27 protein-coding genes are annotated in these 26,033 nt (G+C 51.8%); 18 read left to right on the forward strand and 9 right to left on the reverse strand.

From position 1 onward, the window contains the following. From frdC to LGL98_RS22940, 3 genes are all read left to right on the forward strand, one after another. Entirely contained in the window at positions 1-396 is a 396-nt protein-coding gene (frdC, locus tag LGL98_RS22930) for a fumarate reductase subunit FrdC (RefSeq protein ID WP_136029890.1), read from the forward strand. 10 nt (positions 397-406) lie between these two features. Beyond that, positions 407-766: a fumarate reductase subunit FrdD gene (frdD, locus tag LGL98_RS22935; protein ID WP_002885526.1), complete on the forward strand. Its 360-nt coding sequence runs from the start codon at positions 407-409 to the stop codon at positions 764-766. Between the two features lie 113 nt (positions 767-879). After that, entirely contained in the window at positions 880-1,413 is a 534-nt protein-coding gene (locus LGL98_RS22940) for a lipocalin family protein (protein WP_136029888.1), read from the forward strand. Here LGL98_RS22940 and sugE read toward each other — a convergent pair. The 4 genes from sugE to efp all read right to left on the reverse strand — a co-directional run bounded on the left by sugE (position 1,410) and on the right by efp (position 2,947). Beyond that, positions 1,410-1,727: a quaternary ammonium compound efflux SMR transporter SugE gene (gene sugE, locus LGL98_RS22945; RefSeq protein WP_002885521.1), complete on the reverse strand. Its 318-nt coding sequence runs from the start codon at positions 1,725-1,727 to the stop codon at positions 1,410-1,412. The genes LGL98_RS22940 and sugE overlap by 4 nt on opposite strands. A 142-nt stretch (positions 1,728-1,869) precedes the next feature. Beyond that, complete coding sequence (gene ecnB, locus LGL98_RS22950) at positions 1,870-2,016, reverse strand: lipoprotein toxin entericidin B (protein WP_002885518.1); 147 nt, start codon at positions 2,014-2,016, stop codon at positions 1,870-1,872. A gap of 159 nt (positions 2,017-2,175) precedes the next feature. Then, entirely contained in the window at positions 2,176-2,307 is a 132-nt protein-coding gene (locus LGL98_RS22955) for an entericidin A/B family lipoprotein (RefSeq protein WP_002885511.1), read from the reverse strand. A 73-nt stretch (positions 2,308-2,380) separates the two neighbouring features. After that, positions 2,381-2,947 carry an elongation factor P gene (gene efp, locus LGL98_RS22960; protein WP_004206421.1) on the reverse strand — a complete coding sequence of 189 codons (567 nt, stop codon included), beginning with the start codon at positions 2,945-2,947 and terminating at the stop codon, positions 2,381-2,383. 41 nt (positions 2,948-2,988) lie between these two features. Between efp and epmB the strand changes: the two genes are divergently transcribed. After that, complete coding sequence (epmB, locus tag LGL98_RS22965) at positions 2,989-4,017, forward strand: EF-P beta-lysylation protein EpmB (protein ID WP_002885500.1); 1,029 nt, start codon at positions 2,989-2,991, stop codon at positions 4,015-4,017. Positions 4,018-4,128: 111 nt separating this feature from the next. On the opposite strand, the gene LGL98_RS22970 is transcribed toward epmB, so the two are convergent. Beyond that, positions 4,129-4,773 (reverse strand): winged helix-turn-helix domain-containing protein, encoded by a 645-nt coding sequence (locus tag LGL98_RS22970; protein WP_136029886.1) that lies wholly within the window; start codon positions 4,771-4,773, stop codon positions 4,129-4,131. A gap of 478 nt (positions 4,774-5,251) precedes the next feature. Between LGL98_RS22970 and LGL98_RS22975 the strand changes: the two genes are divergently transcribed. From LGL98_RS22975 to yjeJ, 8 genes are all read left to right on the forward strand, one after another. After that, on the forward strand, positions 5,252-5,815 hold the full coding sequence (locus LGL98_RS22975; protein WP_136029884.1) for a fimbrial protein: 564 nt from the start codon (positions 5,252-5,254) through the stop codon (positions 5,813-5,815). A 59-nt stretch (positions 5,816-5,874) separates the two neighbouring features. After that, positions 5,875-6,561 (forward strand): fimbrial biogenesis chaperone, encoded by a 687-nt coding sequence (locus tag LGL98_RS22980; RefSeq protein WP_004872804.1) that lies wholly within the window; start codon positions 5,875-5,877, stop codon positions 6,559-6,561. 35 nt (positions 6,562-6,596) lie between these two features. Continuing rightward, complete coding sequence (locus LGL98_RS22985; protein WP_136029882.1) at positions 6,597-9,140, forward strand: fimbria/pilus outer membrane usher protein; 2,544 nt, start codon at positions 6,597-6,599, stop codon at positions 9,138-9,140. 22 nt (positions 9,141-9,162) lie between these two features. Further along, positions 9,163-10,197, forward strand: coding sequence for a fimbrial protein (locus LGL98_RS22990; RefSeq protein ID WP_136029880.1), 1,035 nt, complete (start codon positions 9,163-9,165; stop codon positions 10,195-10,197). A 398-nt stretch (positions 10,198-10,595) separates the two neighbouring features. Beyond that, positions 10,596-10,937, forward strand: coding sequence for a hypothetical protein (locus LGL98_RS22995; RefSeq protein WP_136029878.1), 342 nt, complete (start codon positions 10,596-10,598; stop codon positions 10,935-10,937). A 90-nt stretch (positions 10,938-11,027) separates the two neighbouring features. Next, positions 11,028-12,314, forward strand: a complete 1,287-nt coding sequence (locus LGL98_RS23000) for an HlyD family secretion protein (RefSeq protein WP_136029876.1) — start codon at positions 11,028-11,030, stop codon at positions 12,312-12,314. Continuing rightward, positions 12,307-14,430, forward strand: a complete 2,124-nt coding sequence (locus LGL98_RS23005) for a peptidase domain-containing ABC transporter (protein ID WP_136029874.1) — start codon at positions 12,307-12,309, stop codon at positions 14,428-14,430. The genes LGL98_RS23000 and LGL98_RS23005 overlap by 8 nt, the downstream gene beginning before the upstream one ends. A gap of 13 nt (positions 14,431-14,443) precedes the next feature. Then, positions 14,444-15,307, forward strand: coding sequence for a YjeJ family protein (yjeJ, locus tag LGL98_RS23010; RefSeq protein WP_136029872.1), 864 nt, complete (start codon positions 14,444-14,446; stop codon positions 15,305-15,307). 54 nt (positions 15,308-15,361) lie between these two features. On the opposite strand, the gene LGL98_RS23015 is transcribed toward yjeJ, so the two are convergent. The 3 genes from LGL98_RS23015 to LGL98_RS23025 all read right to left on the reverse strand — a co-directional run bounded on the left by LGL98_RS23015 (position 15,362) and on the right by LGL98_RS23025 (position 17,953). After that, positions 15,362-15,715, reverse strand: a complete 354-nt coding sequence (locus LGL98_RS23015) for a DUF4156 domain-containing protein (protein WP_004152419.1) — start codon at positions 15,713-15,715, stop codon at positions 15,362-15,364. 260 nt (positions 15,716-15,975) lie between these two features. Then, on the reverse strand, positions 15,976-17,622 hold the full coding sequence (groL, locus tag LGL98_RS23020; protein ID WP_136029871.1) for a chaperonin GroEL: 1,647 nt from the start codon (positions 17,620-17,622) through the stop codon (positions 15,976-15,978). A gap of 37 nt (positions 17,623-17,659) precedes the next feature. Beyond that, positions 17,660-17,953 (reverse strand): co-chaperone GroES, encoded by a 294-nt coding sequence (locus LGL98_RS23025; RefSeq protein WP_004152420.1) that lies wholly within the window; start codon positions 17,951-17,953, stop codon positions 17,660-17,662. Positions 17,954-18,185: 232 nt separating this feature from the next. Between LGL98_RS23025 and yjeH the strand changes: the two genes are divergently transcribed. After that, positions 18,186-19,436, forward strand: coding sequence for an L-methionine/branched-chain amino acid transporter (yjeH, locus tag LGL98_RS23030; RefSeq protein WP_136029869.1), 1,251 nt, complete (start codon positions 18,186-18,188; stop codon positions 19,434-19,436). Positions 19,437-19,487: 51 nt separating this feature from the next. On the opposite strand, the gene LGL98_RS23035 is transcribed toward yjeH, so the two are convergent. After that, a complete protein-coding gene (locus tag LGL98_RS23035; protein WP_168435217.1) occupies positions 19,488-19,964 on the reverse strand; it encodes an FxsA family protein in 477 nt (158 codons plus the stop codon). 337 nt (positions 19,965-20,301) lie between these two features. On the opposite strand from LGL98_RS23035, the gene aspA reads away from it, so the two are divergent. From aspA to LGL98_RS23060, 5 genes are all read left to right on the forward strand, one after another. Then, a complete protein-coding gene (gene aspA, locus LGL98_RS23040; RefSeq protein WP_002885424.1) occupies positions 20,302-21,738 on the forward strand; it encodes an aspartate ammonia-lyase in 1,437 nt (478 codons plus the stop codon). A gap of 115 nt (positions 21,739-21,853) precedes the next feature. Then, positions 21,854-23,155 carry an anaerobic C4-dicarboxylate transporter gene (locus tag LGL98_RS23045; protein WP_025712592.1) on the forward strand — a complete coding sequence of 434 codons (1,302 nt, stop codon included), beginning with the start codon at positions 21,854-21,856 and terminating at the stop codon, positions 23,153-23,155. A gap of 124 nt (positions 23,156-23,279) precedes the next feature. Beyond that, positions 23,280-23,603 carry a divalent cation tolerance protein CutA gene (cutA, locus tag LGL98_RS23050; RefSeq protein WP_136029912.1) on the forward strand — a complete coding sequence of 108 codons (324 nt, stop codon included), beginning with the start codon at positions 23,280-23,282 and terminating at the stop codon, positions 23,601-23,603. Further along, on the forward strand, positions 23,579-25,375 hold the full coding sequence (locus LGL98_RS23055; protein ID WP_136029865.1) for a protein-disulfide reductase DsbD: 1,797 nt from the start codon (positions 23,579-23,581) through the stop codon (positions 25,373-25,375). Before cutA ends, LGL98_RS23055 begins: the two co-directional genes overlap by 25 nt. Before the next feature lie 35 nt (positions 25,376-25,410). Next, positions 25,411-25,986: a transcriptional regulator gene (locus tag LGL98_RS23060; protein WP_136029910.1), complete on the forward strand. Its 576-nt coding sequence runs from the start codon at positions 25,411-25,413 to the stop codon at positions 25,984-25,986. Positions 25,987-26,033 lie beyond the last annotated feature (47 nt).

The raw sequence follows: 26,033 nt of genomic DNA on the forward strand, positions 1-26,033 counted from the left end.
ATGACGACGAAACGCAAACCCTACGTGCGGCCAATGACCTCCACCTGGTGGAAAAAGCTGCCGTTTTATCGCTTCTACATGGTGCGGGAAGGCACGGCGGTACCGACGGTATGGTTTAGCATTGTGCTGATTTATGGGCTGTTTGCCCTCAAGCACGGCGCCGAGAGCTGGGCAGGATATATCGAATTCCTGCAAAACCCGGTGGTGGTGATCCTCAACCTGATCACCCTGGCGGCAGCGCTGCTGCATACCAAAACCTGGTTTGAGCTGGCGCCGAAAGCCGCCAACGTCATCATCAAAGGCGAAAAAATGGGGCCAGAGCCGGTCATTAAAGGGCTCTGGGTGGTGACGGCGGTGGTCACTGTGGTGATCCTGTTTGTCGCCCTGTTCTGGTAAGGAGGCTGAGATGATTAATCCCAATCCAAAACGTTCCGATGAACCCGTATTCTGGGGGCTGTTTGGCGCAGGCGGCATGTGGGGCGCGATTGTCGCGCCGGTGATGGTGCTGCTGGTCGGCATCCTGCTGCCGCTGGGGCTCGCTCCGGCCGACGCCTTCAGCTATGAGCGTGTGCTGGCTTTTGCCCAAAGCTTTATCGGCCGCGCATTCATCTTTCTGATGATTGTCCTGCCGCTGTGGTGTGGGTTGCATCGTATTCACCACGCCATGCACGATCTGAAAATCCATGTGCCAAACGGTAAATGGGTCTTCTACGGCCTGGCGGCAATCCTCAGCGTCATCACCCTCGTTGGCGTGCTGTTTATCTGATCCTGCAAGAGCCCGGCTGCATTTCTGCTACCGGGCTCGCTTCATAGAAAAATCTTGCCGCCTTTTCCCTGCTGGACTCTACACTTAGCTTAAAAGCCAGCAAGGAGCATGCCATGCGTATCCTGCCGATAATCACCGCGATTGCCGTCTCGTTCCTGTCTGTCGCCTGCAGCACGCCCGCCCCGCCGCCGGGCGTCACCGTGGTCAGTCCCTTCGACGTTCAGCGCTATCTGGGTACCTGGTATGAAATCGCCCGCTTTGACCACCCTTTTGAAAGCGGTCTGGAAAAGGTCACGATCGCCTGGCACCCACGTGATGACGGAGGTCTGGATGTGGTGAATAAAGGTTATAACCCCGACCGCGGCATGTGGCAGAAAACGGACGGGGTAGCGTACTTTACCGGGGAGCCCAGCCGCGCCGCGCTGAAGATTTCCTTCTTCGGCCCTTTCTACGGCAGCTATAACGTCATTGCCCTGGATAAGGAGTATCGTTACGCGCTGGTCTGCGGCCCCGATCGCGACTATCTCTGGCTGCTGGCCCGGGCGCCGACCATCGCCCCCGAGGTCAGGCAGCAGATGCTGGACATTGCCACCCGACAGGGCTTTGATGTCAGCAAACTGGTCTGGGTCAATCAGCGCTATGATTAGTGCGCGCTGATCTTCAGGCCAATGATGCCGATCACGATACAGACAAGGCTGGCGATACGCATGGCGCTGGCGGACTCCCCTAACAGCACAATACCGGTCACGGCGGCGCCCACGGCGCCGATCCCGGTCCAGACGGCGTAGGCGGTACCTACCGGTAGCGTTTTCATTGCCCATGAGAGCAGCGCCATGCTGGCCACCATCGCCACGATGGTGATAACGCTGGGAACCAGACGGCTAAAGCCATGGGTATATTTCAGGCCGACGGCCCACACCACTTCCAGCAGGCCAGCGATAAACAAGACTATCCAGGACATAAGGCTCCTTGCTGGGGCCGTCCCCGGATGAGAAACGCTTACGGGTCGTCCCGTAAGGTGGATGAAAAGTCGTGGTGAGTATATCCAACGGAATGAGAGAAGTGAAGAACGGTACGGCGCTAAACCGTACCGTCGACGGCGTTTATTGCTGAGCTTTGGTTGCCGCGCCAGAGATTGCGTTGCCGCCGTCTGAAATATCCTCACCGACACCGCGCGTGGTGTTACAAGCGGTCAGTGCTGAAGAGAGGACCAAAACCGTAAAGAACGCTGCAATCGTTTTTTTCACCATAATGTCATCCTTAGTGTCAGTTTTGTTTTCATGCCCTATAAGCATAGACAAACCGTCCAAAGATGAAGGGATCTTTGCGATTTTTAAGAGAAAAGGAGTATGCGTGGAGGAAGCTGACATACCGGGAGGCAAGCGCCATTAACGAAACGGCAGGGAAATTCAGCTCACAGCGTGAGAGATAGCGTGACCCAGGCCCTGAATATCTTCACCCACACCGCGGGCGGTATTGCAGCCAGCCAACAGCGCGCTGCTCAGAAAGAGTAACACCAGGAGTTTAACGCTGCGCTTCATGTATCGTGCTCGTTGTGCCTGTACGAAAAGAGCGGCGCAGCACGGAGGCTACGCCGGTCATCATGACGCGAAATTACTTCACGCGGGATACGTATTCGCCAGAGCGAGTATCCACTTTGATCACTTCGCCAATCTGAACGAACAGCGGAACTTTAACCACCGCGCCAGTAGACAGGGTTGCTGGTTTACCGCCGGTACCCGCGGTGTCGCCTTTCAGGCCTGGATCGGTTTCTACGATTTCCAGCTCAACGAAGTTCGGCGGGGTGACCGCGATCGGCTGGCCGTTCCACAGGGTCACGATGCACTCAGCCTGATCCAGCAGCCATTTAGCGTTGTCACCGATCGCTTTCGCGTCAGCAGACAGTTGCTCGAAGGTTTCGTTGTTCATGAAGTGCCAAAACTCACCATCGTTGTACAGGTAAGTCAGGTTCATATCGACAACGTCCGCGCCTTCTGCGGAATCGGTAGATTTGAAGGTTTTCTCAACGCGGGTACCGGTCAGCAGGCGGCGCAGCTTAACGCGCGCGAACGCCTGGCCTTTACCCGGTTTAACGAATTCGCTGGCTTCTACCGCATAAGGTTCGCCATCTAACATGATTTTAAGACCAGCACGAAAATCGTTGCTATAGTAAGTCGCCATAAGGCCCTCTGAAATTGTTTAACTGGTAGCTAAGCCACAAAATGGCGCATATTGTAACCCTAAATACCCCATCCAGAGAAGATTGGATAACGCAACTTGCCAATGTTGTGACCAGTCCTGATGAACTGCTGCGTCTTTTAAATGTAGACGCTGATGAAAAACTACTGGCCGGACGCGAGGCCAGACGCCTGTTCCCGCTGCGCGTCCCGCGCGCGTTTATCGCCCGCATGGAGAAAGGCAACCCTAACGATCCGCTGCTTCGTCAGGTACTTACCGCCGAGGAAGAGTTTATCGTCGCCCCCGGCTACTCCACCGATCCGCTGGAAGAACAGCACAGCGTGGTGCCCGGTCTGTTGCACAAATATCGCAACCGAGCCCTGCTGCTGGTGAAAGGCGGTTGTGCAGTCAATTGCCGTTATTGTTTCCGCCGCCACTTCCCTTATGCCGAAAATCAGGGCACCAGGCGCAACTGGCAGACGGCGATGGACTACATCGCGGCGCATCCGCAGCTTGATGAAATCATCTTCTCCGGCGGCGACCCGCTGATGGCAAAGGACCATGAGCTTGACTGGCTGATGACCCAGCTGGAAGCTATTCCGCACGTTAAGCGCCTGCGTATTCACAGCCGCTTGCCGATTGTGATCCCGGCGCGCATCACCGAGACGCTGGCCAGCCGCTTCCAGCGTTCGTCGCTGCAGGTAATCCTGGTTAACCACGTCAACCACGCCAATGAAATTGACGGTGAGTTCCGCGCGGCGATGGCCATGCTGCGCCAGGCGGGCGTCACGTTGCTCAACCAGAGCGTGCTGCTGCGCGGGGTGAACGACAACGCGCAAACCCTGGCCGACCTCAGTAATGCGCTGTTCGACGCCGGGGTAATGCCCTACTACCTGCACGTGCTGGATCGGGTGCAAGGAGCGGCGCACTTCATGGTCAGCGATGATGAAGCCCGTGAAATCATGCGCGAACTATTGACCCTCATCTCCGGCTATATGGTGCCGAAGCTGGCGCGCGAGATCGGCGGGGAACCCAGCAAGACGCCGCTGGATTTAGGGCTGAAGCAGCGTTAGTACTTCCTTGTCTGTCAGTGCGCTCTGACAGACCGCTTTATGTGAAGGCATCGCCAGTAAGGAATTGATATCCCCTGGCGTGTCCTTATCAATACCTCCAGTTACGGGTCATTACCGACGTAACACTACCAGCACGATGATATTGATGATTATCATCACGACAATCAGCAAAATTAACCATGTGGGCATTTTAAAGGTAACATGTAATCGTTCCGCTACTTTCTCAGTTCCCTCCACGCTATTTTCTCGTACATCATCTTTCTGGTCTGGAAAATTTACGGGTAGTGGAAGCGTTAATTCAGGATCAAATTTTTGTCTGTCATTAGAAATGCTATCAGCACTTTTATTATTCTGGTAATACGTTAATCTTGCCCGATTCATATTCTCGCACTCTTCATCAGAAAGAGGAATGACCAATGTATTCGGGGCGACGCTAAAGCCTTTTTGCCGGACAGTAATAATGATATCCTCAGATAGCCCGGCTTTTACCAGCGATTTTCGCAGCAAAGAAATATTTTGATAGAACGTATTTTGCGAAACGACCACCCCCCGTGTTTCCCATACAGCCGCCAGGAACTCATCCCGTGAAATCACTTTGCCGCGATTCTGCAAAAGCAGCAGCAAACATCTGGCGGTAGGCGCATTAAGGCTGATGCACTCCCCGTCCCCGGCAAGCGGCCGCAGCTCATTCATATTGGCATTAAATATAATCTCCTGATTAATTATACACCCATTAAATAATACTGCTTCATCCATATCCTTGCCCCACGCAACCCTATTATCCATAATAAAATCAAATGATTTCAACCAAACGATTATGTGAAGATTATTGTTTCAGACGAAAACATGTTCATTTCACATTGAAGTTTAGCCCACAGGATACCGCAGATAAAAAACAAGCGATAGCTAACTTGCTTAATGGTCGCATTTTCAGATTAAATTAATACCAACAGGAATCCGCATCTCATTAGAAATGGGTAAGAATTAAATTCACGGGTGCTTCATCAACAATTCACAAGCATTTTTTGCACCAGACTTTTAAATTACTCCCGCTTCTCCATGGTTCGCTATGGCAAGCGATATGGTAGCGTCGTTCAACAGGATGATTGGTCTCAGCACTATATAAAGGAAGGCTGACGCTTATTTTCAATATCAATGCGAATGCATACTCCATTCCCTTGATAACTGTTATCGATTCTACACAGGACTAAGTATCTATATATGGATTAATTAAATGAAAAAGACAATCGTAGCTGTAATGGTCGCTGCATCTGCAGTACTGAGTGCTCAGGCAATGGCAACTAACACCGCTCAGGTAACTGTTCTGGGTGAAGTGTCAGACGCAGCTAACTCTTGCGTCGTGACTCCGACGGGTACCCTGAACAACGGTATCGTACAGCTGATCACTGTTACCACCACCGAAGCGAACGCTGAAGCGGCTGGTAAACTGTTCAAAACTCAGGACTTCGGTTTTGATGTTAAAGACTGTGCCCAAGGCAGCACTACACCGGTAACCGCTGTGACCGTAAATGTTAGTGGCACCTCCAGCAGCGATGCAACCATTCTGGACAACACCGCCGCTAACGGTGCAGCCGGTATCGGCATCGGTATCCAGCGCGTCAGCGATGCACATCGCGTAGCCTTCGACGGCTCCGACACTATGTCCGAAAGCTACTCTGCAACCAACGGTACTCAGCTGAAGTACACCACTGGTTATGTAAGAACTAACGCCGCGACTCCGGTTACCGAAGGTCCGGTTAAAGGTGTTGCGACCTTTACTATCGATTACACCCTCTAATTTTTCCCTAAAGGGTCCCGCTTCACGGCGGGCCCTTTTTTTGCATTCAGAGAAAAGCCATGTTCAGGACCTTATTAAATCTCACCGTATCCTGTGCATTACTCCTCAGCAGTATTGCTCATGCCGGTATTGTCGTTGAATCCACCCGCTACCTCTATAAGGAAGGTGCGCGTGAAATTACCGCGCAAATCGAAAATAAAGATGATATTCCCTATCTGATTAAATCCTGGGTTGAAACGCCTGCAGGGAAAGCGCCTTCGTTTATGGCTACCCCACCGCTTTTTCGTCTCGAGGGGAAACAACAGAATACGGTTCGTCTGTTTGCCACCGGCAACGTTAATGCGCCGACCGACCGGGAATCCATGTACTATTTTAACGTGATGGCGATTCCTCCGGCAGATGATGCCAAAGCGAATAACAATACTATTCAACTGGCGGTTCGTCACCGCATGCGTCTGGTCTATCGTCCCAAAACACTTTTCGACCTCTCCCCTAATACGGAAGCGAAAAAGCTCGAATGGCGTAAGGCCGGCAAAAAGCTGACCATCAAAAATCCGACACCGTTTTTCTTTTATTTCAATAGTATCCAGCTTGGTGGAAAAGAAGTGAAGCCGGAAGTCAACTCCGTCGCCCCAATGACGACCAAAGAAGTGACGCTAAAAGAAAATATTAATGCCTCCAGCATTACCTGGAAAGTAGTCAATGATTATGGCGGAGCAGGGTCGCTCTATTCCTCATCGCTGTAATAAGAAATTTATTTTATCATTATAGGGATGTGTCTATGCCAAATAAGAATAATGGATTATTCAAACTATCCACCGTCTTTCTCGCAATGCTTCCGGCATTGCTTTCTGGTTTGAGTAATAAAGCGCAAGCACGTGACTTTTTCGATCCCTCATTCATTAGCTCATTGAATGGTAGCGATCCATCAACTACTCCCGATTTATCCATATTTCAGACTCAGAACGCGCAGGCGCCAGGAGATTATCGGGTCGATATTATGTTTAATGGCCGCTACCTGGACACCAGGACGATAAAGTTTGTCGCCAACAATCGCGCCAGCAGCGATAACCGCGAACCAGCTCTGGTTCCCTGCCTGAGTCTAAAAGCACTCGCGGAATATGGCGTAAGGATAAAAGCCTTTCCAGAGTTAGCCGAGGATCAAAACGGCTGTGCAAACTTTTCTGTCATTCCGGACACAAAAGCGGATTTTGACTTTACCGCGCAGCGCTTAAATATCTCTATTCCGCAGGCGGCCTTATCCACCACCGCGCAGGGATATATTCCACCGGATCAGTTTGATGACGGCATCAACGCGTTATTGGTGAACTATCAGTTCAGCGGCTCAAACGACATGCAGGCCAATGATGAATACTACAGTCTGAATCTGCAGTCCGGCCTCAACGTTGGCCCGTGGCGCATCCGTAACCTCAGCACCTGGAATAAAAACAACAGCGGTGCCGGGGACTGGGATTCCGCCTATCTCTATATGCAACGCAGCATCCGCTCCATCAACAGTAACCTTGTGATGGGTGAGAGTTCATCGCTCAACGGTATCTTCGACAGCGTGCCATTTACCGGTATTCAGCTGGCCACCGATACGACGATGTTGCCGGAAAGTATGCGCGGCTATGCGCCAATTATTCGCGGTATCGCCAGAACCAATGCCCGCGTCATCATTAAACAAAACGGCTATCAGGTATACCAGACCTATGTCGCTCCCGGGGCGTTTGAAATCACCGATATGTACCCGAGCGGCGGTAGCGGCGACCTTTACGTCACAGTGGAAGAATCCGACGGATCGAAACAAGAATTTGTCGTGCCGTTCGCCACCCTGCCGGTGATGGTCCGTGAGGATCAGCTGGAATATGAGATCACATCTGGTAAATATCGCCCGTACGATGGCGGCGTCGATGAAACGCCGTTTACCCAAGCCACCGCGACCTACGGCGTCTCCAGCAGCCTGACGCTATATGGCGGCATGCAGGCGGCTTCGCGATATCAGGCGCTGTCGACAGGGCTTGGCTATAACCTTGGTGAACTGGGCGCCGCCTCGGCAGACGTCACCCAGGCCTGGTCAAAAATGAAAGAGGATGAAAAGACCTCCGGACAGTCCTGGCGCGTTCGTTACGGGAAAAACATTCTTGAAACGGGTACAAACGTGACCATCGCCGGCTACCGCTACTCCACCCGCGGATTTCATACTCTCTCGGAGGTCCTGGATAGCTACTCTAATGACGGCAACTACACTTCGCGCTCGCTGCGCAACCGTACCAATTTGACAGTTAACCAAAGCCTGGGTAAAGGTCTCGGTAGCCTGTCGATAAGCGGATTAATCGAAGATTACTGGGATGATAAGCGTACCAACAAATCGATTAGCGTGGGCTATAACGGCGGCTTCCGCAATGTGAACTACTACCTCGGCTACAGCTATAACCGCTATACCTGGAGCGGAGATAACTCCGGGAAAGATGCGCGGGACGACCAGCGCATTACACTGACCGTAACGCTGCCGCTGAGCAATTGGCTGCCTGGCACCTACACCAGCTATCAATTAACCAACAGCAATCCGGGATCAACCGATCAGTCTGTATCCATCGGTGGTAACGCATTGGAAAACGACAGTCTGGAATGGAGCCTACAGCAAGGGTACAGCAACCGCGAATACTACAGCGGTGATATGCGGGCGACCTATAACGGTGCCCGCGGCAGCGTCAACGCTGGCTACAGCTATGATCGCAGCAGCGAGCGCATTGACTACGGCGCCAACGGCAGTATTGTTGCTCATGTCGATGGCATCACTCTGGGTCAGGACATCACCGACGCAGCGGTACTGGTTAAAGCACCGGGGCTGGATAACGTCAGACTGACTAACGACAACACCATTTCTACCGACTATCGCGGCTACGCTATCGTCCCATACGTTACGCCTTATCGTCGCACCGATATTACGCTCGACAGCACCACGCTTGGTGAAGATATGGAACTGCCGGAAACCACGAAGAGCGTTGTTCCGACGCGCGGTGCCATCGTGCGTGCTAATTATGACGGCAATATCGGCCAGAGGGCCTTTGTGCATCTGAAAACCGCCAGCGGTCAGGACGTGCCTTATGGCGCGATGGTTCTACTCGCCGGCGACAGCAAATCGCAGCCAAGTATCGTCAGCGACGCCGGTATGGTCTATATGTCCGGGTTGCAGCAGACCGGGATCCTTAACGTCCAGTGGGGCAAAAGCGCCGCGCAGCAGTGCAATGCTTCATTTACTTTACCGGCCAGGGAAGGTAAGGCGACCGGTATTAGTCAAATCGAAACGGTTTGCCGTTAGTCATCTTTAGGGGAATTTATTGATGAAAAGAATATTTATTCTAATGACATTACTAATGCTTGGTAGCGAGGCTACTGCTAAGTGTACGTATGATGGTAATGCTAGACGCCAGGGGTTAACGCTAAGTAGTGTAAAAATACCAACGGATACATCTATTCCGGTGGGCACGGTATTGTATAGCCGTAAGTTTGGTATCGGTGCATACAAAACTTTTACTTGTAATAAGAATCTAAATGACCAATATATTATTAACATCGGTGCTGCCGTCGTTCCAGGTGTCACCGGCCTTCAGGGGGGGCCGGTATATGAAACAGGAATCGATGGGATCGGTTTCCAGGTCTCAGATTTATTGCGCAGTAAGAACGGCTCTCTGGTTGCCGCCGAGGCGGGCTCAACGCTTGTTCCTATATCCAGTTCATCTGAGAATAATTATAAATTTATTACAGTATGGTTAATAAAAACTAAGACCGTAATTGATACTAGTACTAAGTCTTCTTCAAACCCCTCCGTATCCTTCTCCGTTGGAAATATACAAACCAACCCAAGCGCCAGCGAGAGATTATTATATGAAGCAACATCAATCACAATCAAAGACATTAACTATCGGACTACATCGTGTAATATTTCTACGCCACGTTCGCAAGTCACTCTGAATCGTATCGAAAAAACACTACTCATGTCTCTGGCTCGAGGTGCAATAACACCATCGCAAAAGACCATTGCCATGAACATTAGCTGTCCGAATGATTCTATAGGAAACACGGTCACCTATTGGTTTAACCCGATCGGCGGGGTTAGTGTTTCAGGTAATGGTATTGTTGACAATATGTTTACTGGCAGTGATGCTGCCAATAATGTAGGGATTATATTCAAACTATCAGGTAGCCCAGTGGTTTTCTATGACACTGACGCTTACAATTATAAAATAAATACCAGTAACGACCTCAATAAAACCATTAACCTGACAGCGGATTATTATCGACAAAGTGATAGCAGCCCCGATATTACATTGGGCTTTGTTAAAGGAATGATGGAAGTTGTGATTCAAGAAGACTAATTATCATCAAAAACCTCTCGGGGCATGAATAGGTTTCTAATACATTAAAATAATTGGGGCATCCATTGCCCCAAAGCATTAAAACAAAGAGAATAAAATACCGCCCTTAACCTATTAAAAACATAGACAAAATATCCAAAACTATTAAACAAAATCATGATATAGAACATTAATAGCATCATGCAATCACATAAAACCATTGTGCAGCTCTTTTTTTAGCTGAACACACATCAACAAAAAATTAAGACATAAAATGAATCTCAACTTCTTTATTCACATACAATTCATAATGTTTTTATTGAATAAATTAAAAACTTCCTCTAATGTCTTTCACCGGGCGATTACTTAGATCGGCCCGTAATTATCAACTTATAATATTATTTAAGGGAATAATAGCTATGAAACAATTAACAATTTTTGAAATGGAATCAATCGCTGGTGGTACCTTTGATCTTGCTGATGCAGCACAGTTAATTACGCAAGCGGTTGGTGGAGCGATCGTTGGTGCCATTGGTTTGGGTTTAGTAGGTACAACTCTCGGTGGTCGTTATGCGGGTTCTAACGGCGGTCTTCTTGGTTTCGGTCTTCTTGGTAACGCAGTCGGGTTCCTTTGGGGATTATTCGCAGGTGCCGTTGGAGGTGGCGTCGTAGGAGCAATGGTTGGTTATGATACTGCTATAGGTTATTTCAAAGACGGTGTTGCAGGTCTTATTGATGGTACCTTCAATCTCTGGTCATAATTGTAATATATAACACCCCCTAAAGTGTTACCCAAAGGTCTGGATCTTCCAGACCTTTACTCACTAGACAATATAAATGAAAAGAATGGTATGCTATCGGAAATTTTTAGAAAAGAAGCCATTGAGTATAAAAAGCACCACTGGAAAGGAAAGGCATTGTTGTTATCAGGGGCCCCTGCATGGTTGGTTACTCTATTAGCATTCTTATTCCTTGTATCACTTATACTTTCACTCATATTTTTCACTTTTACTCAACGTATCGATGTGCGGGGTGAGATTATTACGCTTCCTCACTCAGTTAATGTCTTCGCACCACAGCAGGGTTTCGTTGTCAATCAGTACGTAAAAGAGGGAGATATTGTTAAAAAAGGGCAAACTCTCTATAAACTGGATGTTTCCCGGAATACCATTAATGGTAATGTCAACTTAGAACAGATTGAAGTCATCAATGAAAAAATAGCCAATGCACAGGATATTATCAGTAAACTTTCATATAATAAATCTGAAACTCTCAATGCACTGGACAAACAAATAAAGACCATCAAAGACTCACTGGTAGAAACTAATCGTATGCTGACAAATGCTCAAACGGGTCTAAAAAAAATGCACACCAATCTTTCTAGCTACGATAAATATCTGAAAGATGGTATGATTACCAAAGATCAATATAATTATCAACATTCATTATATTTCCAGCAACAAAGCACCTATCAATCTCTGGTAAGCCAAAAGATGCAGCTGGAATCCCAACTAACACAGACCAATAGCGATAAAGTCACTAAAGCAGCAGACTTTGACAATCAAATATCAAGCCAAAATAACCAAATTAACGATTATAAAAATCAGCTGGTGGAATCAAACGCTAATGGTAATATTATTATAAAAGCGACTACTGACGGAAAAATTGAGTCATTAGCCGTCACCAAAGGTCAAATGGTGGAAAACGGGAGCAGCCTTGCCCAGATTAAGCCAACAGGAGATATCGAGTACTACCTTATCCTTTGGTTGCCAAACAATACTATCCCTTATGTTAAACCTGGGGATACGGTAAATATTCGCTATGATGCATTTCCATCTGACAAATTCGGTCAGTTTCCAGGGAAAATTGTAAGTATATCTTCCGTTCCAGCATCTCGGCAGGAAATGTCAGAATATACTAACGTCAATAACGGTACGAATCAGCAGGAGCTCGCTCTCTACAAGGCCATTATTAAAATTAAAGATAAAACTTTTAGTTATAATGGGAAAACACTCACTTTATCTAATGGTTTAAAAGCCCAAGCTGTTGTATTCCTCGAAGAACGCCCGCTTTATATGTGGATGTTTACCCCTTTTTATAAAATGACACAAAGCGTAAGTGGTCCGATCGATGAATAAAGAACTGTTTAAAAAAATTACGGATAAGCTGAATTTCTCGCTCCGGCATAAAGCGCCGATTATTTTACAGTCCGAAGCATCTGAATGTGGCATTGCATGCCTGGCCATGGTTTGCGGCCACTATGGTCTGGACATTGACCTGTTCAATTTTCGCCAACGTTATGGCAGCCCTTCGCAGGGTGTTACACTCATGTCGTTGAGCAAAACGGCAGAGCGTGCTGGATTAAAAGCGCGGGCTTTATCTCTTGACCTAGATGAGATCAAACAACTTAAGTTACCTTGCATTATTCACTGGGGTATGAACCATTACGTTACGCTCACAAAGGTACGTAAATGCAGCTTTATCGTTCATGATCCCGCGCTGGGTAAACGAGTCATTGGTGTTCAGGAAATGTCGAATAACTTTACCGGTGTTGCCCTGGAGCTTTGGCCCGATCATAATTTCCAGCAGGAAAAATCTAAGTCCCGTCTGCGCCTGTTAGATCTGATGCGTAATATTGTCGGTCTAAAGTCGGCACTGCTGAAAATTTTTGCTTTCTCAGTGATCGTTGAAGCTATTGGCTTACTGCTGCCAATAGGGACTCAACTGGTTACCGACCATGTGATTATAGCTCACGATCAGAGCCTACTATCCGTAATCTGTATCGGTCTGGTCTTTTTTACTCTATTTCGCACCTTCATCAGTATGCTGCGTGCATGGACGTCGTTGACACTAAATACGCTGACCAATATTCAGTGGAAAACCACCCTGTTCGACCATCTGGCCAGCCTGCCCCTATCGTTCTTCGAAAAACGTCACTTAGGCGATATTCAGTCACGTTTTTCCTCCCTGGATACTATCCGCTCAACATTTACCAATAGTATCGTCAGTGGCATTATTGATTCGATCATGACTATTGGTCTGCTGGTGATGCTGACACTGTATGGCGGCTGGCTGACCTGGGTCGTTGTTGGTTTTACTCTATGCTATGCAATAATACGTCTTGCAACCTACCGATTTTATCGCCGCGTTGCTGAAGAACAGGTTATTAAAGGCGCACGCTCTAGCTCGCATTTTATGGAGTCGCTATATGGCATCTCAACCATCAAGGCACTGAACCTAAAAGAACGTCGTTCCCAGCACTGGCTCAATATCAATATCGAGGCCTGTAATGCAGGTATTAAACAAACGCGTTTTGATATGTTATTTAGTGGGATCAATACCTTCATTACTGCTATTGATCAAGTAGCCGTGCTCTGGCTGGGCGCGATTATGGTTATTGATAACGAAATGACTCTCGGGATGTTTATGGCTTTTAACGCCTATCGTGGTCAATTTTCACAGCGCGCCTCCAGCCTGGTCGATCTGTTTATGCAACTACGTATGCTCTCTCTGCATAACGAGCGATTATCAGAGATTGTCTTCAGTGAACCTGAAAAAGAGCTTCCTATACGAGAAGTCTTTTCTACGGAGTTAGGTGCCAAACTGGAAGTCAAAAATCTTTCTTATCAATATGACCCTTTTTCTCAGCCAATATTTTCTAATTTAAATATTACGGTGGATCCCGGGGAGTCCGTTGCTTTAATTGGACCTTCTGGTGTCGGTAAAACCACTCTTTTAAAAGTGATGTGTGGCTTACTTTCACCGACCAGTGGTGATGTGTTAGTCGATAATCTCGATATCACCAAGATCGGTTTGAATAACTATCGTCACGGTACCGCCTGCGTTCTGCAAGAGGATCGTCTTTTTTCCGGCTCGCTTATTGATAACATTAGTGGCTTCGAAGATAACGTCGACCTTAATTTTGTGATGGAGTGTGCCAAACGCTGCAATATTCATGATGAAATCATGAAAATGCCGATGGGCTATGAAACTATTATCGGCGAACTCGGTCTGGGCATCTCTGGGGGGCAAAAGCAACGTATATTGATCGCACGTGCCTTATACCGTAAACCTAGCATTCTGTTTATGGATGAGGCCACCAGCCATCTCGACCTAAAAAATGAATCCGTTATCAATCAATCTATATCAGCGTTAAATGTCACACGAATTATTGTCGCGCATCGGCCATCAACCATCGCATCCGCCGATCGCGTTATCGATCTTTCACAGTCGAAGACACTCGCACTCATTTGAAAAGGAGAAAACGATGCAAGGAACGTTTATTGGATTTAATACTGCAGGCATTACTTTCGAGGAACGATTTTTAGCGTTGTTGCTGAAGGTCAAGACGGGAAAGGGCTCTGATCAGCTCTACTATCTTCAGGCGCCTGTACTTGCCGATCTGCTGCTGATATTGCAGAGCAGAATGGTTGTAATTCTCCAACGATATGAAGTCGAAGGGGAGGCCTATAAAGACGAGCTTATCACTTATAACGAGACACTTGTTGCCAATATCCCCACTGTAGAAATGGCAGAAGTACAACAACCGTCCCCGCAGCGACGTATTATGTCTATTACGCTAAAGGCTGGCGAAACACAATCAACGCTAATTCTAGTGTTACAGGGCGGGGAAATTAACACTTTACATATTGACGATATGCAGGTCGAAGCTCTGATAATAGCTATTCAGCAAGCTTTAAAAACAGTCGGCGATCAGGAGGTTATTGAGTACTTAACTTCAAATATGGATTTTTTAATATGCTACACTGTCGACTTGACTACCCAGCCGAATATTGACTACCAGCAACACACTCAGGAAGACTGGAAGCTAAACCTATTTTCTCATTATCTGGGCGTGCTGTACTGCTGCGAGACAGACGAAGGCAAGAAAATTGTCTCCGGGGCGGTGGTCAAAACCAGCGCCCCGCATTTATCAGAACTGGAAAATAACGTTGTGACGCGGATTATCGAGAAAAGCCCCAAGCTCAAGGCGATGCACGCGGAGCTGGCGCCATGTCAGATCTTCAGTACTGTCATTCCTTCCCAGCCGGGAAGAATGCTCAGTCTGGAAGAGTGCCTGCGTCCCCTGCACGCCTTCTACCTTGAAAAGAAAGCAGAGCTTAACGCCTGATCCTCATCTAGCGACCACGCCTCTCTCCGCGCTTACAGAGAGAGGCGTCACGCATCAGTTCGGGCACTTATAAACCTGGCCGTTCATTTCGCTGTCGGTAGGTACAAAGCTCGATAACAGGTTTTGTGTCGGGCTGCTGACGCCGTAGATCACGTTGCCACCCATGGCTGCCGCCTGGTTGCGCAAGGCGTTCGCCGCACCGCGCATGGAACCACCCTCATCGCCATTCTGGCCGGAGAGCCAGTTGCTCTGTTTACCTGTCGCGGTCCCTAACAGCTGACACTCTGCGCCGGGCTTCTCCTGCACGAAGCGCACATTCTGGCCGGCAGAGGTTAATTCATTGCTGGAACTGCAACCTGCCAACAGTAAGGCTGCGCCGACAATCCCTGCTAAATATTTTACCTGCATGTTATTCCCCATGATCGATGAGCTGGACGCACTGGCCCGGATGTAAATCTATCATCCTTCAAACTGCGTCGGCATGAGCCGCGTTCATTCCCTCCCCGGCAGCGCTTACCAGGTCGCTACCGAAACGGAGGTGCTTGCCGCTCTGATGCAGCTTAAATGATTTTTATGTATAAGCCTTATACTAAAAAGCGCGCCAAAAGAAAAACCCCCAGCCATTGCTGGCCAGGGGTTTCTGCTTTTTTATGCCGTAGAGCGCACGATTACATCATGCCGCCCATACCGCCCATGCCGCCCATGCCGCCAGCAGCACCTAAGTCAGGCGCGTCGCCTTTCGGCAGGTCGGTCACCATGCACTCGGTGGTGATCATCAGGCCAGCCACGGAAGCCGCGTACTGCAGTGCAGAACGGGTTACTTTGGTTGGGTCCAGGATACCGAAGTCGATCATGTTGCCGTATTCTTCAGTTGCTGCGTTGTAACCGTAGTTACCGTCGCCTGCTTTCACGTTGTTTGCCACAACAGACGGCTCTTCACCGGCGTTGGACACGATCTGACGCAGCGGTGCTTCCATTGCGCGCAGCGCAACTTTGATACCGACGTTCTGATCTTCGTTCTGACCGGTCAGGCCAGCGATTTTCGCTGCAACGCGAACCAGCGCTACGCCACCGCCAGCCACCACGCCTTCTTCAACCGCAGCACGGGTTGCGTGCAGGGCGTCGTCGACGCGTGCTTTTTTCTCTTTCATTTCAACTTCGGTAGCGGCACCGACTTTGATCACTGCCACGCCGCCAGCCAGTTTAGCGACACGTTCCTGCAGTTTTTCACGATCGTAATCGGAAGTCGCTTCTTCGATCTGCTTACGGATCTGAGCAACACGGCCCTGGATTGCGGATTCTTCGCCAACGCCATCGATGATGGTGGTGGTGTCTTTGTTGATAACCACACGTTTCGCCTGGCCCAGGTCTTCCAGAGTCGCTTTTTCCAGCTCCATACCGATCTCTTCAGAGATAACGGTACCGCCAGTCAGCGTAGCGATGTCCTGCAGCATAGCTTTACGACGGTCGCCGAAGCCCGGAGCTTTCACCGCAGCCACTTTAACGATGCCGCGCATGGTGTTAACCACCAGGGTCGCCAGCGCTTCGCCTTCAACGTCTTCAGCGATGATAACCAGCGGTTTGCCTGCTTTCGCTACGGCTTCCAGAACCGGCAGCATTTCGCGGATGTTGGAGATTTTTTTGTCAGCCAGCAGGATGAACGGGCTTTCCAGCTCAACGGCACCGGTGTCCGGCTTGTTGATGAAGTATGGAGACAGGTAGCCGCGGTCGAACTGCATACCTTCAACTACGTCCAGTTCGTCTTCCAGACCGGTACCGTCTTCAACGGTGATCACGCCTTCTTTACCAACTTTATCCATCGCTTCCGCGATCAGTTTACCGACGGTTTCGTCGGAGTTAGCGGAGATGGTACCTACCTGAGCGATAGCTTTGGAGTCAGAGCACGGAACGGACAGCGCTTTCAGCTCTTCAACTGCAGCCAGGACTGCTTTGTCGATACCGCGTTTCAGATCCATCGGGTTCATGCCTGCTGCAACAGCTTTCAGGCCTTCGTTCACGATAGCCTGAGCCAGTACGGTTGCGGTGGTGGTACCGTCGCCTGCTGCGTCGTTCGCTTTAGAGGCAACTTCTTTCACCATCTGCGCGCCCATGTTTTCGAACTTGTCTTCCAGTTCGATTTCACGTGCAACGGAAACACCATCTTTGGTGATGGTCGGCGCGCCGAAAGATTTGTCCAGAACCACGTTACGGCCTTTCGGGCCCAGGGTCACTTTAACTGCATCTGCCAGTACGTTTACGCCGCGCAGCATTTTTACACGAGCGTCGTTACCGAATTTTACGTCTTTTGCTGCCATTTCTTTTATTCCTCAAATTCGTTCAGGGTCGTGCGAATTAAGCTTCAACAATTGCCAGGATGTCGCTTTCGGACATGATCAGTACTTCTTCGTTGTCGATCTTTTCAGTCTTCACGCCGTAGCCATCGTTGAAAATCACGATGTCACCAACTTTAACGTCCAGCGGCTGCACGGTCCCGTTTTCCAGGATGCGGCCTTTACCGACAGCGATGATTTCGCCACGCGTTGACTTAGCTGCTGCAGAACCGGTCAGAACGATGCCGCCCGCAGATTTGGTTTCAACTTCTTTACGTTTGACGATCACACGATCATGTAACGGACGAATACTCATTGATAGCTCTCCTTCGAGAAAGTCATTATCAGTTATGGGTGACGCCGGGCCGAACGCGGTTTACCGGCTAGTGCAGAGAGAGATGGGGATGGCCATTTCCGGCTTCAAGGGCAAAATTAAAAAAAATTTTTACCTTTGCGCTGGCGCACAAAAAGCGGCCAGGCCAGGCAATCGGTCATAAGGAAAAGCGATTGTGATACTCTCTTTTTTTTCACTGGCGCAGGATTGAATCATGAGTGGTTTAAAACAGGAGTTAGGGCTGGGACAGGGAGTTGGGTTGCTTTCCACCTCATTGCTGGGTACCGGCGTCTTCGCCGTCCCGGCGCTGGCGGCGCTGGTCGCTGGTGATAACAGCCTGTGGGCATGGCCGCTGCTCATTCTCCTCGTTTTCCCGGTCGCCATCGTCTTCGCCCTGCTGGGCCGCCATTTTCCCAGCGCGGGCGGCGTGGCCCACTTTGTCGATATGGCCTTTGGGCCACGTCTGGCCAGCGTCACCGGCTGGCTGTTTTTATCGGTAATCCCGGTCGGACTCCCCGCCGCTCTGCACATCGCCACCGGTTTTGGCCAGGCGCTGTTCGGCTGGCATGATGCGCAGCTGCTGCTGGCAGAGCTGGGCACCCTGGCCATCGTCTGGTGGGTCGGTTCGCGTGGCGCCAGCTCCAGCGCCAACCTGCAGACGCTGGTTGCCATACTGATTGTGGCGCTGATCGTCGCCGTCTGGTGGCGCGGTGGAATAAGCCCGGCGCAGATCCCCTTCCCGGCCCCGGCGGAGATTGACCGCGGGCAGCTCTTTTCGGCGCTGTCGGTGATGTTCTGGTGCTTTGTCGGTCTGGAAGCCTTCGCGCACCTCGCCTCGGAGTTTAAACATCCCGAGCGTGATTTCCCCAGGGCGCTGATGATAGGCCTGCTGCTTGCCGGCTCGGTCTACTGGGCCTGTACCGTGCTGGTGCTGCACTTCCACGCCTTTGGCGAGGAGATGGCGGCGGCGGCGTCATTACCGAATATCGTGGTCCGGCTGTTCGGCGTTGAAGCGCTGTGGGTGGCCTGCGTCATCGGCTATCTCGCCTGTTTCGCCAGCCTCAACATCTATATTCAAAGCTTCGCCCGCCTGGTCTGGTCACAGGCACAACATAAGCCAGAAAGCTACCTTGCCCGCCTGTCGCCGCGGCAGATCCCGCGCAACGCCCTTAACGCCGTGCTGGGCTCCTGCGTGGTGAGTACCTTGTGTATCTATCTGCTCGATATCAATCTGGACGCGCTGATCGTTTACGCCAATGGGATTTTCATCATGATCTATCTGCTGTGCATGCTGGCGGGCTGTCGTTTGCTGCGCGGACGCTATCGGCTATTGGCGGTGGTGGGCAGTATTCTCTGCCTGCTGCTGCTGGCGATGGTCGGCTGGAAAAGTCTGTACGCGCTGATCATGCTCGCGGTGCTGTGGCTGTTTTTACCGAGGCGCAAGCTGGCGACGGGAAGCATATAGACCAGGAAAGAAAGCGGCCCGGACGCATCTGCTGACCGGGCCGGGGGGATGTTAATCGCGGCGATCGTCCTTATGGTCCAGACGGTCGTGCTGCTCATCCTTGCGCTGGAACTCCCCTTCGAAGGTATCTCCGCCGCCAGTTCCGGCGCTAAAGCCGCCGCCCGGCATTCGACTGAAGCGCAGATGCGGCATCAGCTTCATCGTCAGGTGCTTTTGCACCGGCGGCAGAAGCAGCAGCAGGCCGAGGAAGTCGGTAAAGAATCCCGGGAGCAACAGCAGCAGACCAGCGATAATCAGCGATACGCTCTTGATCATCTCCGCCGCCGGGCTCTCGCCCGCGGCCATCTTCTGCTGCATCAGCAGGAAGTTTTTGAAGCCCTGGTTACGCACCAGCGACATCCCTACCACTGAGCTAAAGATCACCAGAATCAGCGTCATAAAGACGCCCAGCACGTGCGCGACCTGGATAAAGATCGATATCTCAATGTAAACGTAAAGAAAAAAGGCAATAAACGGAATCCAACGCACTGGCGTCTCCTTCATCGACGGACGCTGCGTTCAGCGCCCGTAATCATCAATTTGCTGATCGCATCCCACTAAGATGGGGGTACTGCGCGAATTTTCAATCAGCGGAAATGCTTATTTTTATCAGGAATAGAAAAGCGGTGATTCATTTCACAGATTAATAAATCTTCACATACCCGCGATGTAATAAGTGATCAAGCTTACTGATATTCGCTATCATCAGCATATGATCTTGGGCACCGGGCCGGTTAAGGAAATAATCGTCGGCCAGAAAATATACTGAATCCTGGATATTCTGTGTATTTGGTGAATTCATTGGCAGCTTGAAAAGAAGGTTCACATGTTAAACAACATTCGTATCGAAGAAGATCTGTTGGGCACCAGGGAAGTTCCCGCGGACGCTTACTACGGCGTTCATACTCTGCGAGCGATTGAAAACTTCTACATTAGCAACAGCAAAATCAGCGACATACCAGAATTCGTGCGCGGCATGGTGATGGTGAAGAAAGCCGCGGCGCTGGCGAACAAGGAGCTGCAGACCATTCCCAAAAGCGCGGCAAATGCGATTATCGCCGCCTGTGACGAAGTCCTGAACAACGGCAAATGCATGGACCAGTTCCCGGTCGATGTCTTCCAGGGCGGGGCCGGCACCTCCGTAAATATGAACACCAACGAAGTCCTGGCAAACATCGGCCTTGAGCTGATGGGCCACCAGAAAGGCGAATATCAGTACCTAAACCCAAACGATCACGTCAACAAATGTCAGTCCACCAACGATGCCTACCCCACCGGGTTCCGCATTGCGGTGTATGCCTCCATCCTTAAGTTAATCGATGCGATTAAACAGCTGGGCGAGGGCTTCCAGGCGAAAGCCGTGGAGTTCCAGGACATCCTCAAAATGGGCCGCACTCAGCTGCAGGATGCCGTGCCGATGACCCTCGGCCAGGAGTTCCATGCCTTCAATGTGCTGCTTAATGAAGAGACCAAAAGCATTCTGCGCACTGCGGAATTACTGCTGGAGGTGAACCTCGGCGCAACCGCCATTGGTACTCGCCTCAACACCCCGGACGGCTATCAACAGCTGGCGGTGCAGAAGCTGGCGGAAGTGAGCAACTTACCGGTCGTCCCGGCAGAAGACCTGATTGAAGCCACCTCGGACTGCGGGGCGTACGTTATGGTTCATAGCTCGCTGAAACGCCTGGCGGTGAAACTGTCCAAGATCTGTAACGACCTGCGTCTGCTCTCTTCCGGACCGCGCGCGGGCCTTAACGAAATCAACCTGCCTGAGCTGCAGGCTGGCTCTTCTATTATGCCGGCCAAGGTTAACCCGGTGGTGCCGGAGGTGGTCAACCAGGTCTGCTTCAAAGTTATCGGCAACGATACCACTGTGACCATGGCCTCCGAAGCCGGCCAGCTGCAGCTGAACGTGATGGAGCCGGTCATCGGCCAGGCGATGTTCGAGTCCATTCATATCCTTACCAACGCCTGCTACAACCTGCTGGAGAAATGCGTTAACGGCATCACCGCCAATAAAGCGGTATGTGAAGGCTACGTGTATAACTCCATCGGCATCGTCACCTACCTCAACCCGTTTATTGGCCACCACAATGGCGATATCGTCGGCAAGATCTGTGCCGAAACCGGCAAGAGCGTACGGGAAGTGGTGCTGGAGCGCGGACTGCTGACGGCGGCGGAGCTGGATGATATTTTCTCCGCGCAAAACCTGATGCATCCCGCTTATAAAGCAAAGCGTTATACCGATGAAAGCGAACAGTAATCTTTCAGGCTAGTCATTCAAAGGCATGTCAGCGATGACATGCCTTTTTTGCTTTTTAGTTTTACTAAAATACAACAATTCAATATCAACTTGTTAAAAAACAAGGAAGGCATATATGTTTGGTGCAGAACTGGTTATTGTCCTGCTGGCGATTTATCTCGGCGCCAGGCTCGGCGGCATCGGTATCGGCTTTGCCGGTGGCCTTGGCGTCCTTGTCCTGACGCTTATTTTCCAAATTAAACCGGGCGCAATCCCCTTCGACGTTATTGAAATCATTATGGCGGTGATTGCCGCTATCGCCGCCATGCAGGTCGCCGGCGGGATGGATTATCTGGTTAGCCTCGCCGAACGCATGCTGCGTCGCCACCCGAAGTACATTACCTTCCTTGCCCCGCTGGTGACCTGGTTTATGACCGTGCTCGCCGGCACCGGCCATACCGCCTTCTCCACGTTGCCGGTGATCACCGAAGTGGCCAAAGAGCAAGGTATTCGTCCATCTCGTCCGCTGTCGATTGCGGTGGTGGCCTCCCAGATAGCGATCACCGCCTCGCCTATCTCCGCGGCGGTGGTGTTCTTTGCCGGGCTCCTTGAGCCGCTGGGCGTCAGCTACCTGATGCTGCTGGCCATCTGTATTCCCGTCACCCTGCTGGCGGTGATGCTCACCGCCATCGTCTGCAACTTTCTCGGCTGTGAACTGAAAGATGACCCGGTTTATCAGGAGCGGCTGGCCAAGGGGGAAGTCAGACTGCGCGGCAGCCAGGTATTTGAGCTGAAGCCGCACGCCAAACGTTCCGTCCTGCTGTTTTTGATCGGCATCGTGGCGGTGATGTTCTACGCCACGGCCATCAGCGATACCGTCGGCCTGATCAAGAACCCGGTGCTGCCGCGTAACGAGGCGATCGTGGTGTTTATGCTGACCATCGCCACCCTGATTAGCATCACCTGCAAAATCGACACCGGTGAAGTGCTCAACGCCAGCACTTTTAAGTCCGGCATGAGCGCCTGCGTCTGCGTGCTCGGCGTTGCCTGGCTGGGAGACACTTTCGTTAAAGCGCACATCAGCGATATCCAGGCCGTGGCCGGCGACCTGCTGCACAACTATCCGTGGCTGCTGGCGGTGGTGTTATTCTTCGCCGCCACGCTGCTCTACTCGCAGGCGGCCACTACCAAAGCCCTGATGCCCGCCGCGCTGCTGCTGGGCGTCAGCCCGCTGACGGCGATTGCCTCGTTTGCCGCCGTCTCCGCGCTGTTCGTCCTGCCAACCTACCCGACCCTGCTGGCGGCGGTAGAAATGGACGATACCGGCTCGACGCGTATTGGCAAATATGTCTTTAACCACGCCTTCCTGATCCCCGGCGTTATCGCTATCACGCTGTGCGTGATCCTCGGCTTTATCTTTGGCGGGATTATGCTGTAAATACCGCTGGCGGCGGGCCCACTACGGGCCCGCCTTCCGTTGCCCTCACTTTCCCCGCTCGTTACGCTAATATCCCCGCATCTTGCGTGTTATAGTGCCTCTTTTCGCTGATACGAGGTTCATGATGACTACGCCTGATGCTGTTGTTGTGCTCTGTACCGCGCCGGACGAAGCGACCGCCCAGGATCTGGCGGCAAAAGCGCTGGCGGAAAAGCTGGCAGCCTGCGCCACGCTGCTGCCTGGCGCCACTTCGCTGTATTACTGGGAAGGAAAGCTGGAGCAGGAGTATGAAGTTCAGATGCTGCTCAAAACTGACCTTGCCCATCAGCAGGCGCTGTTGGATTGCCTGAAAGCTCATCACCCGTATCAAACCCCTGAACTGTTGGTTCTGCCCGTCATTCATGGAGACAACGATTACCTCTCATGGCTTACCGCATCATTACGCTGATTCTGCTGCTGTGCAGCGCGTCAGCCACCGCCGGGTTATTCGACGCGCCGGGACGCTCGAACTTCGTGCCTGCTGATCAAGCTTTCGCCTTTGACTTTCAGCAGCAACAGCATGACGTCAACCTGACCTGGCAAATCAAGGATGGTTATTATCTTTATCGTCAACAATTTACCTTCAGCGCCGCTGGCGCAACGATCGACGAACCGGCACTGCCAGCGGGAGAGTGGCATGAAGATGAGTTTTACGGCAAAAGCGAGATCTTTCGCCAGCGCCTGACCGTGCCAGTGACGGTGAAGGAGGCGGACAAAGAGGCTACTCTCACCGTCACCTGGCAGGGCTGCGCCGATGCCGGATTCTGTTATCCGCCGGAGACTAAAGTGATCCCGCTGAGCGCCGTGCTGGCGGCCTCGAGCGATGCTCAGTCAACCGCCGCCGTGCCCGTGTCGTCGCCGACCAATCGTCCGGTCTTCAATCCGCCGCTGCCGGTCGAGCCGCGCCCGATGGAGGAGAACGCCGTGCCGCAGGCGCCTGCCATGGCGCCGCCAGCGGAGGCCCCCGCTCGTCTGCCCTTCACCGCCCTGTGGGCGCTGCTGATTGGCATTGGTATCGCCTTCACCCCTTGCGTGCTGCCGATGTACCCGCTGATTTCGGGCATCGTGCTGGGCGGAAAACAGCGGCTTTCCACAGCGCGCGCCCTGCTGCTGGCCTTTATCTATGTTCAGGGGATGGCCCTGACCTATACCGCGCTGGGGCTGGTGGTAGCCGCCGCAGGGCTACAGTTCCAGGCGGCCCTGCAGCACCCGTATGTCCTGGTGGGCCTGTCGGCGGTCTTTATACTGCTGGCGCTCTCCATGTTCGGCTTGTTCACGCTGCAGCTGCCGTCGTCGCTCCAGACCCGGCTGACGCTGCTCAGCAATAAGCGCCAGGGGGGCTCGCCCGGCGGGGTCTTTGCGATGGGCGCTATTGCCGGGCTGATCTGCTCCCCCTGCACCACCGCGCCGCTAAGCGCCATTCTGTTGTATATCGCCCAGAGCGGTAATCTGTGGCTGGGCGGCGGCACGCTGTACCTTTACGCGCTGGGCATGGGTCTGCCGTTGATCCTTGTGACCGTGTTTGGCAATCGCCTGCTGCCGAAGAGCGGCCCGTGGATGAGCCATGTGAAAACCGCCTTCGGGTTTGTGATCCTTGCCCTGCCCGTCTTCCTGCTGGAACGCATCCTCGGCGAGCAGTGGGGATTACGGCTGTGGTCAATGCTCGGTGTCGCCTTCTTCAGCTGGGCGTTTATCACCTCGCTGGGCGCTACCCGGCCGTGGATGCGGCTGGTACAGATCATTCTTCTTGCCGCCGCGCTGGTCAGCGCGCGGCCTCTGCAGGACTGGGCGTTTGGCGCCCCGGCAGTCGAGCAACAGGCGCATCTGGCCTTCACCCGCGTCAGCTCGGTGGCCGAGCTTAACCAGGCGCTGGCGCAGGCAAAAGGCCAGCCGGTGATGCTCGATCTCTACGCCGACTGGTGCGTAGCCTGCAAAGAGTTTGAAAAATACACCTTTAGTTCACCTGACGTGCAGCAGGCACTGAAAGGCACCGTGTTATTACAGGTTGATGTGACGAAGAACAGCCCGCAAGACGTTGCGCTGCTGAAGCACCTGCAGGTGTTGGGTCTGCCGACGATTCTGTTCTTCAACGCTGAGGGTCAGGAACAGCCTGAGCGGCGAGTCACCGGCTTTATGGATGGCGCGGCATTCAGCGCCCATTTGCGCGATTGGCAAGCGTGAGCGACACTTTAGGAGGAAAGATGGAGGAGAACACCGTGCTACGTGAAGACGTCCTGGCAGAAGCCATTAAAATTCTTGAAATTGAAGGTATCGCCAACACGTCGCTGGAGATGGTCGCTGAGCGCGTGTCCTGCCCGACGAGCGACCTGAAACGCTTCTGGCCTGACCGCGAAGCGTTGCTGTACGACGCGCTTCGCTATCTGAGCCAGCAGGTGGATGCCTGGCGTCGTCAGCTCCTGCTGGACGAAAACTTAAGCGCAGAGCAAAAGCTGCTGGCACGCTATGCCGCGCTTACCACCTGCGTCAGCAACCAGCGGTACCCGGGCTGCCTGTTTATCGCCGCCTGCACCTTCTACCCGGATCCTCAGCACCCGATTCATCAGCTGGCGGAACAGCAGAAGCAGGCTTCGCTTGCCTATACTCACGAGCTGCTAACTCAGCTGGAAGTGGATGACCCGGAAATGGTCGCCAAGCAGATGGAGCTGATTGTCGAGGGCTGCCTGAGCCGTCTGCTGGTCAAACGTAGCCAGACGGATGTGGATACCGCACGGAGGCTGGCTGAAGATATTCTGCGCTTCGCCCAGTGCCGTATGGGCGGCGCCTTAACCTGATTCTGATATCCTAACCGTCACGTCGCGCCTATAATTTCCCCCTCACT

This window comes from Klebsiella africana, from assembly GCF_020526085.1.
Taxonomy (GTDB): domain Bacteria; phylum Pseudomonadota; class Gammaproteobacteria; order Enterobacterales; family Enterobacteriaceae; genus Klebsiella; species Klebsiella africana.

Coding starts and splice junctions, on each gene's coding strand:
- aspA (WP_002885424.1), top strand. CDS start 20,302: ATGTTAAACAACATTCGTATCGAAGAAGATCTGTTGGGCACCAGGGAA.
- LGL98_RS22955 (WP_002885511.1), bottom strand. CDS start 2,307: ATGAAGCGCAGCGTTAAACTCCTGGTGTTACTCTTTCTGAGCAGCGCG.
- yjeJ (WP_136029872.1), top strand. CDS start 14,444: ATGCAAGGAACGTTTATTGGATTTAATACTGCAGGCATTACTTTCGAG.
- LGL98_RS23015 (WP_004152419.1), bottom strand. CDS start 15,715: ATGCAGGTAAAATATTTAGCAGGGATTGTCGGCGCAGCCTTACTGTTG.
- yjeH (WP_136029869.1), top strand. CDS start 18,186: ATGAGTGGTTTAAAACAGGAGTTAGGGCTGGGACAGGGAGTTGGGTTG.
- LGL98_RS23000 (WP_136029876.1), top strand. CDS start 11,028: ATGCTATCGGAAATTTTTAGAAAAGAAGCCATTGAGTATAAAAAGCAC.
- ecnB (WP_002885518.1), bottom strand. CDS start 2,016: ATGGTGAAAAAAACGATTGCAGCGTTCTTTACGGTTTTGGTCCTCTCT.
- LGL98_RS23025 (WP_004152420.1), bottom strand. CDS start 17,953: ATGAGTATTCGTCCGTTACATGATCGTGTGATCGTCAAACGTAAAGAA.
- LGL98_RS22985 (WP_136029882.1), top strand. CDS start 6,597: ATGCCAAATAAGAATAATGGATTATTCAAACTATCCACCGTCTTTCTC.
- sugE (WP_002885521.1), bottom strand. CDS start 1,727: ATGTCCTGGATAGTCTTGTTTATCGCTGGCCTGCTGGAAGTGGTGTGG.
- LGL98_RS22980 (WP_004872804.1), top strand. CDS start 5,875: ATGTTCAGGACCTTATTAAATCTCACCGTATCCTGTGCATTACTCCTC.
- frdD (WP_002885526.1), top strand. CDS start 407: ATGATTAATCCCAATCCAAAACGTTCCGATGAACCCGTATTCTGGGGG.
- LGL98_RS22975 (WP_136029884.1), top strand. CDS start 5,252: ATGAAAAAGACAATCGTAGCTGTAATGGTCGCTGCATCTGCAGTACTG.
- frdC (WP_136029890.1), top strand. CDS start 1: ATGACGACGAAACGCAAACCCTACGTGCGGCCAATGACCTCCACCTGG.
- LGL98_RS22970 (WP_136029886.1), bottom strand. CDS start 4,773: ATGGATGAAGCAGTATTATTTAATGGGTGTATAATTAATCAGGAGATT.
- LGL98_RS22940 (WP_136029888.1), top strand. CDS start 880: ATGCGTATCCTGCCGATAATCACCGCGATTGCCGTCTCGTTCCTGTCT.
- LGL98_RS22990 (WP_136029880.1), top strand. CDS start 9,163: ATGAAAAGAATATTTATTCTAATGACATTACTAATGCTTGGTAGCGAG.
- LGL98_RS23005 (WP_136029874.1), top strand. CDS start 12,307: ATGAATAAAGAACTGTTTAAAAAAATTACGGATAAGCTGAATTTCTCG.
- efp (WP_004206421.1), bottom strand. CDS start 2,947: ATGGCGACTTACTATAGCAACGATTTTCGTGCTGGTCTTAAAATCATG.
- LGL98_RS23055 (WP_136029865.1), top strand. CDS start 23,579: ATGGCTTACCGCATCATTACGCTGATTCTGCTGCTGTGCAGCGCGTCA.
- LGL98_RS23045 (WP_025712592.1), top strand. CDS start 21,854: ATGTTTGGTGCAGAACTGGTTATTGTCCTGCTGGCGATTTATCTCGGC.
- LGL98_RS22995 (WP_136029878.1), top strand. CDS start 10,596: ATGAAACAATTAACAATTTTTGAAATGGAATCAATCGCTGGTGGTACC.
- cutA (WP_136029912.1), top strand. CDS start 23,280: ATGACTACGCCTGATGCTGTTGTTGTGCTCTGTACCGCGCCGGACGAA.
- groL (WP_136029871.1), bottom strand. CDS start 17,622: ATGGCAGCAAAAGACGTAAAATTCGGTAACGACGCTCGTGTAAAAATG.
- epmB (WP_002885500.1), top strand. CDS start 2,989: ATGGCGCATATTGTAACCCTAAATACCCCATCCAGAGAAGATTGGATA.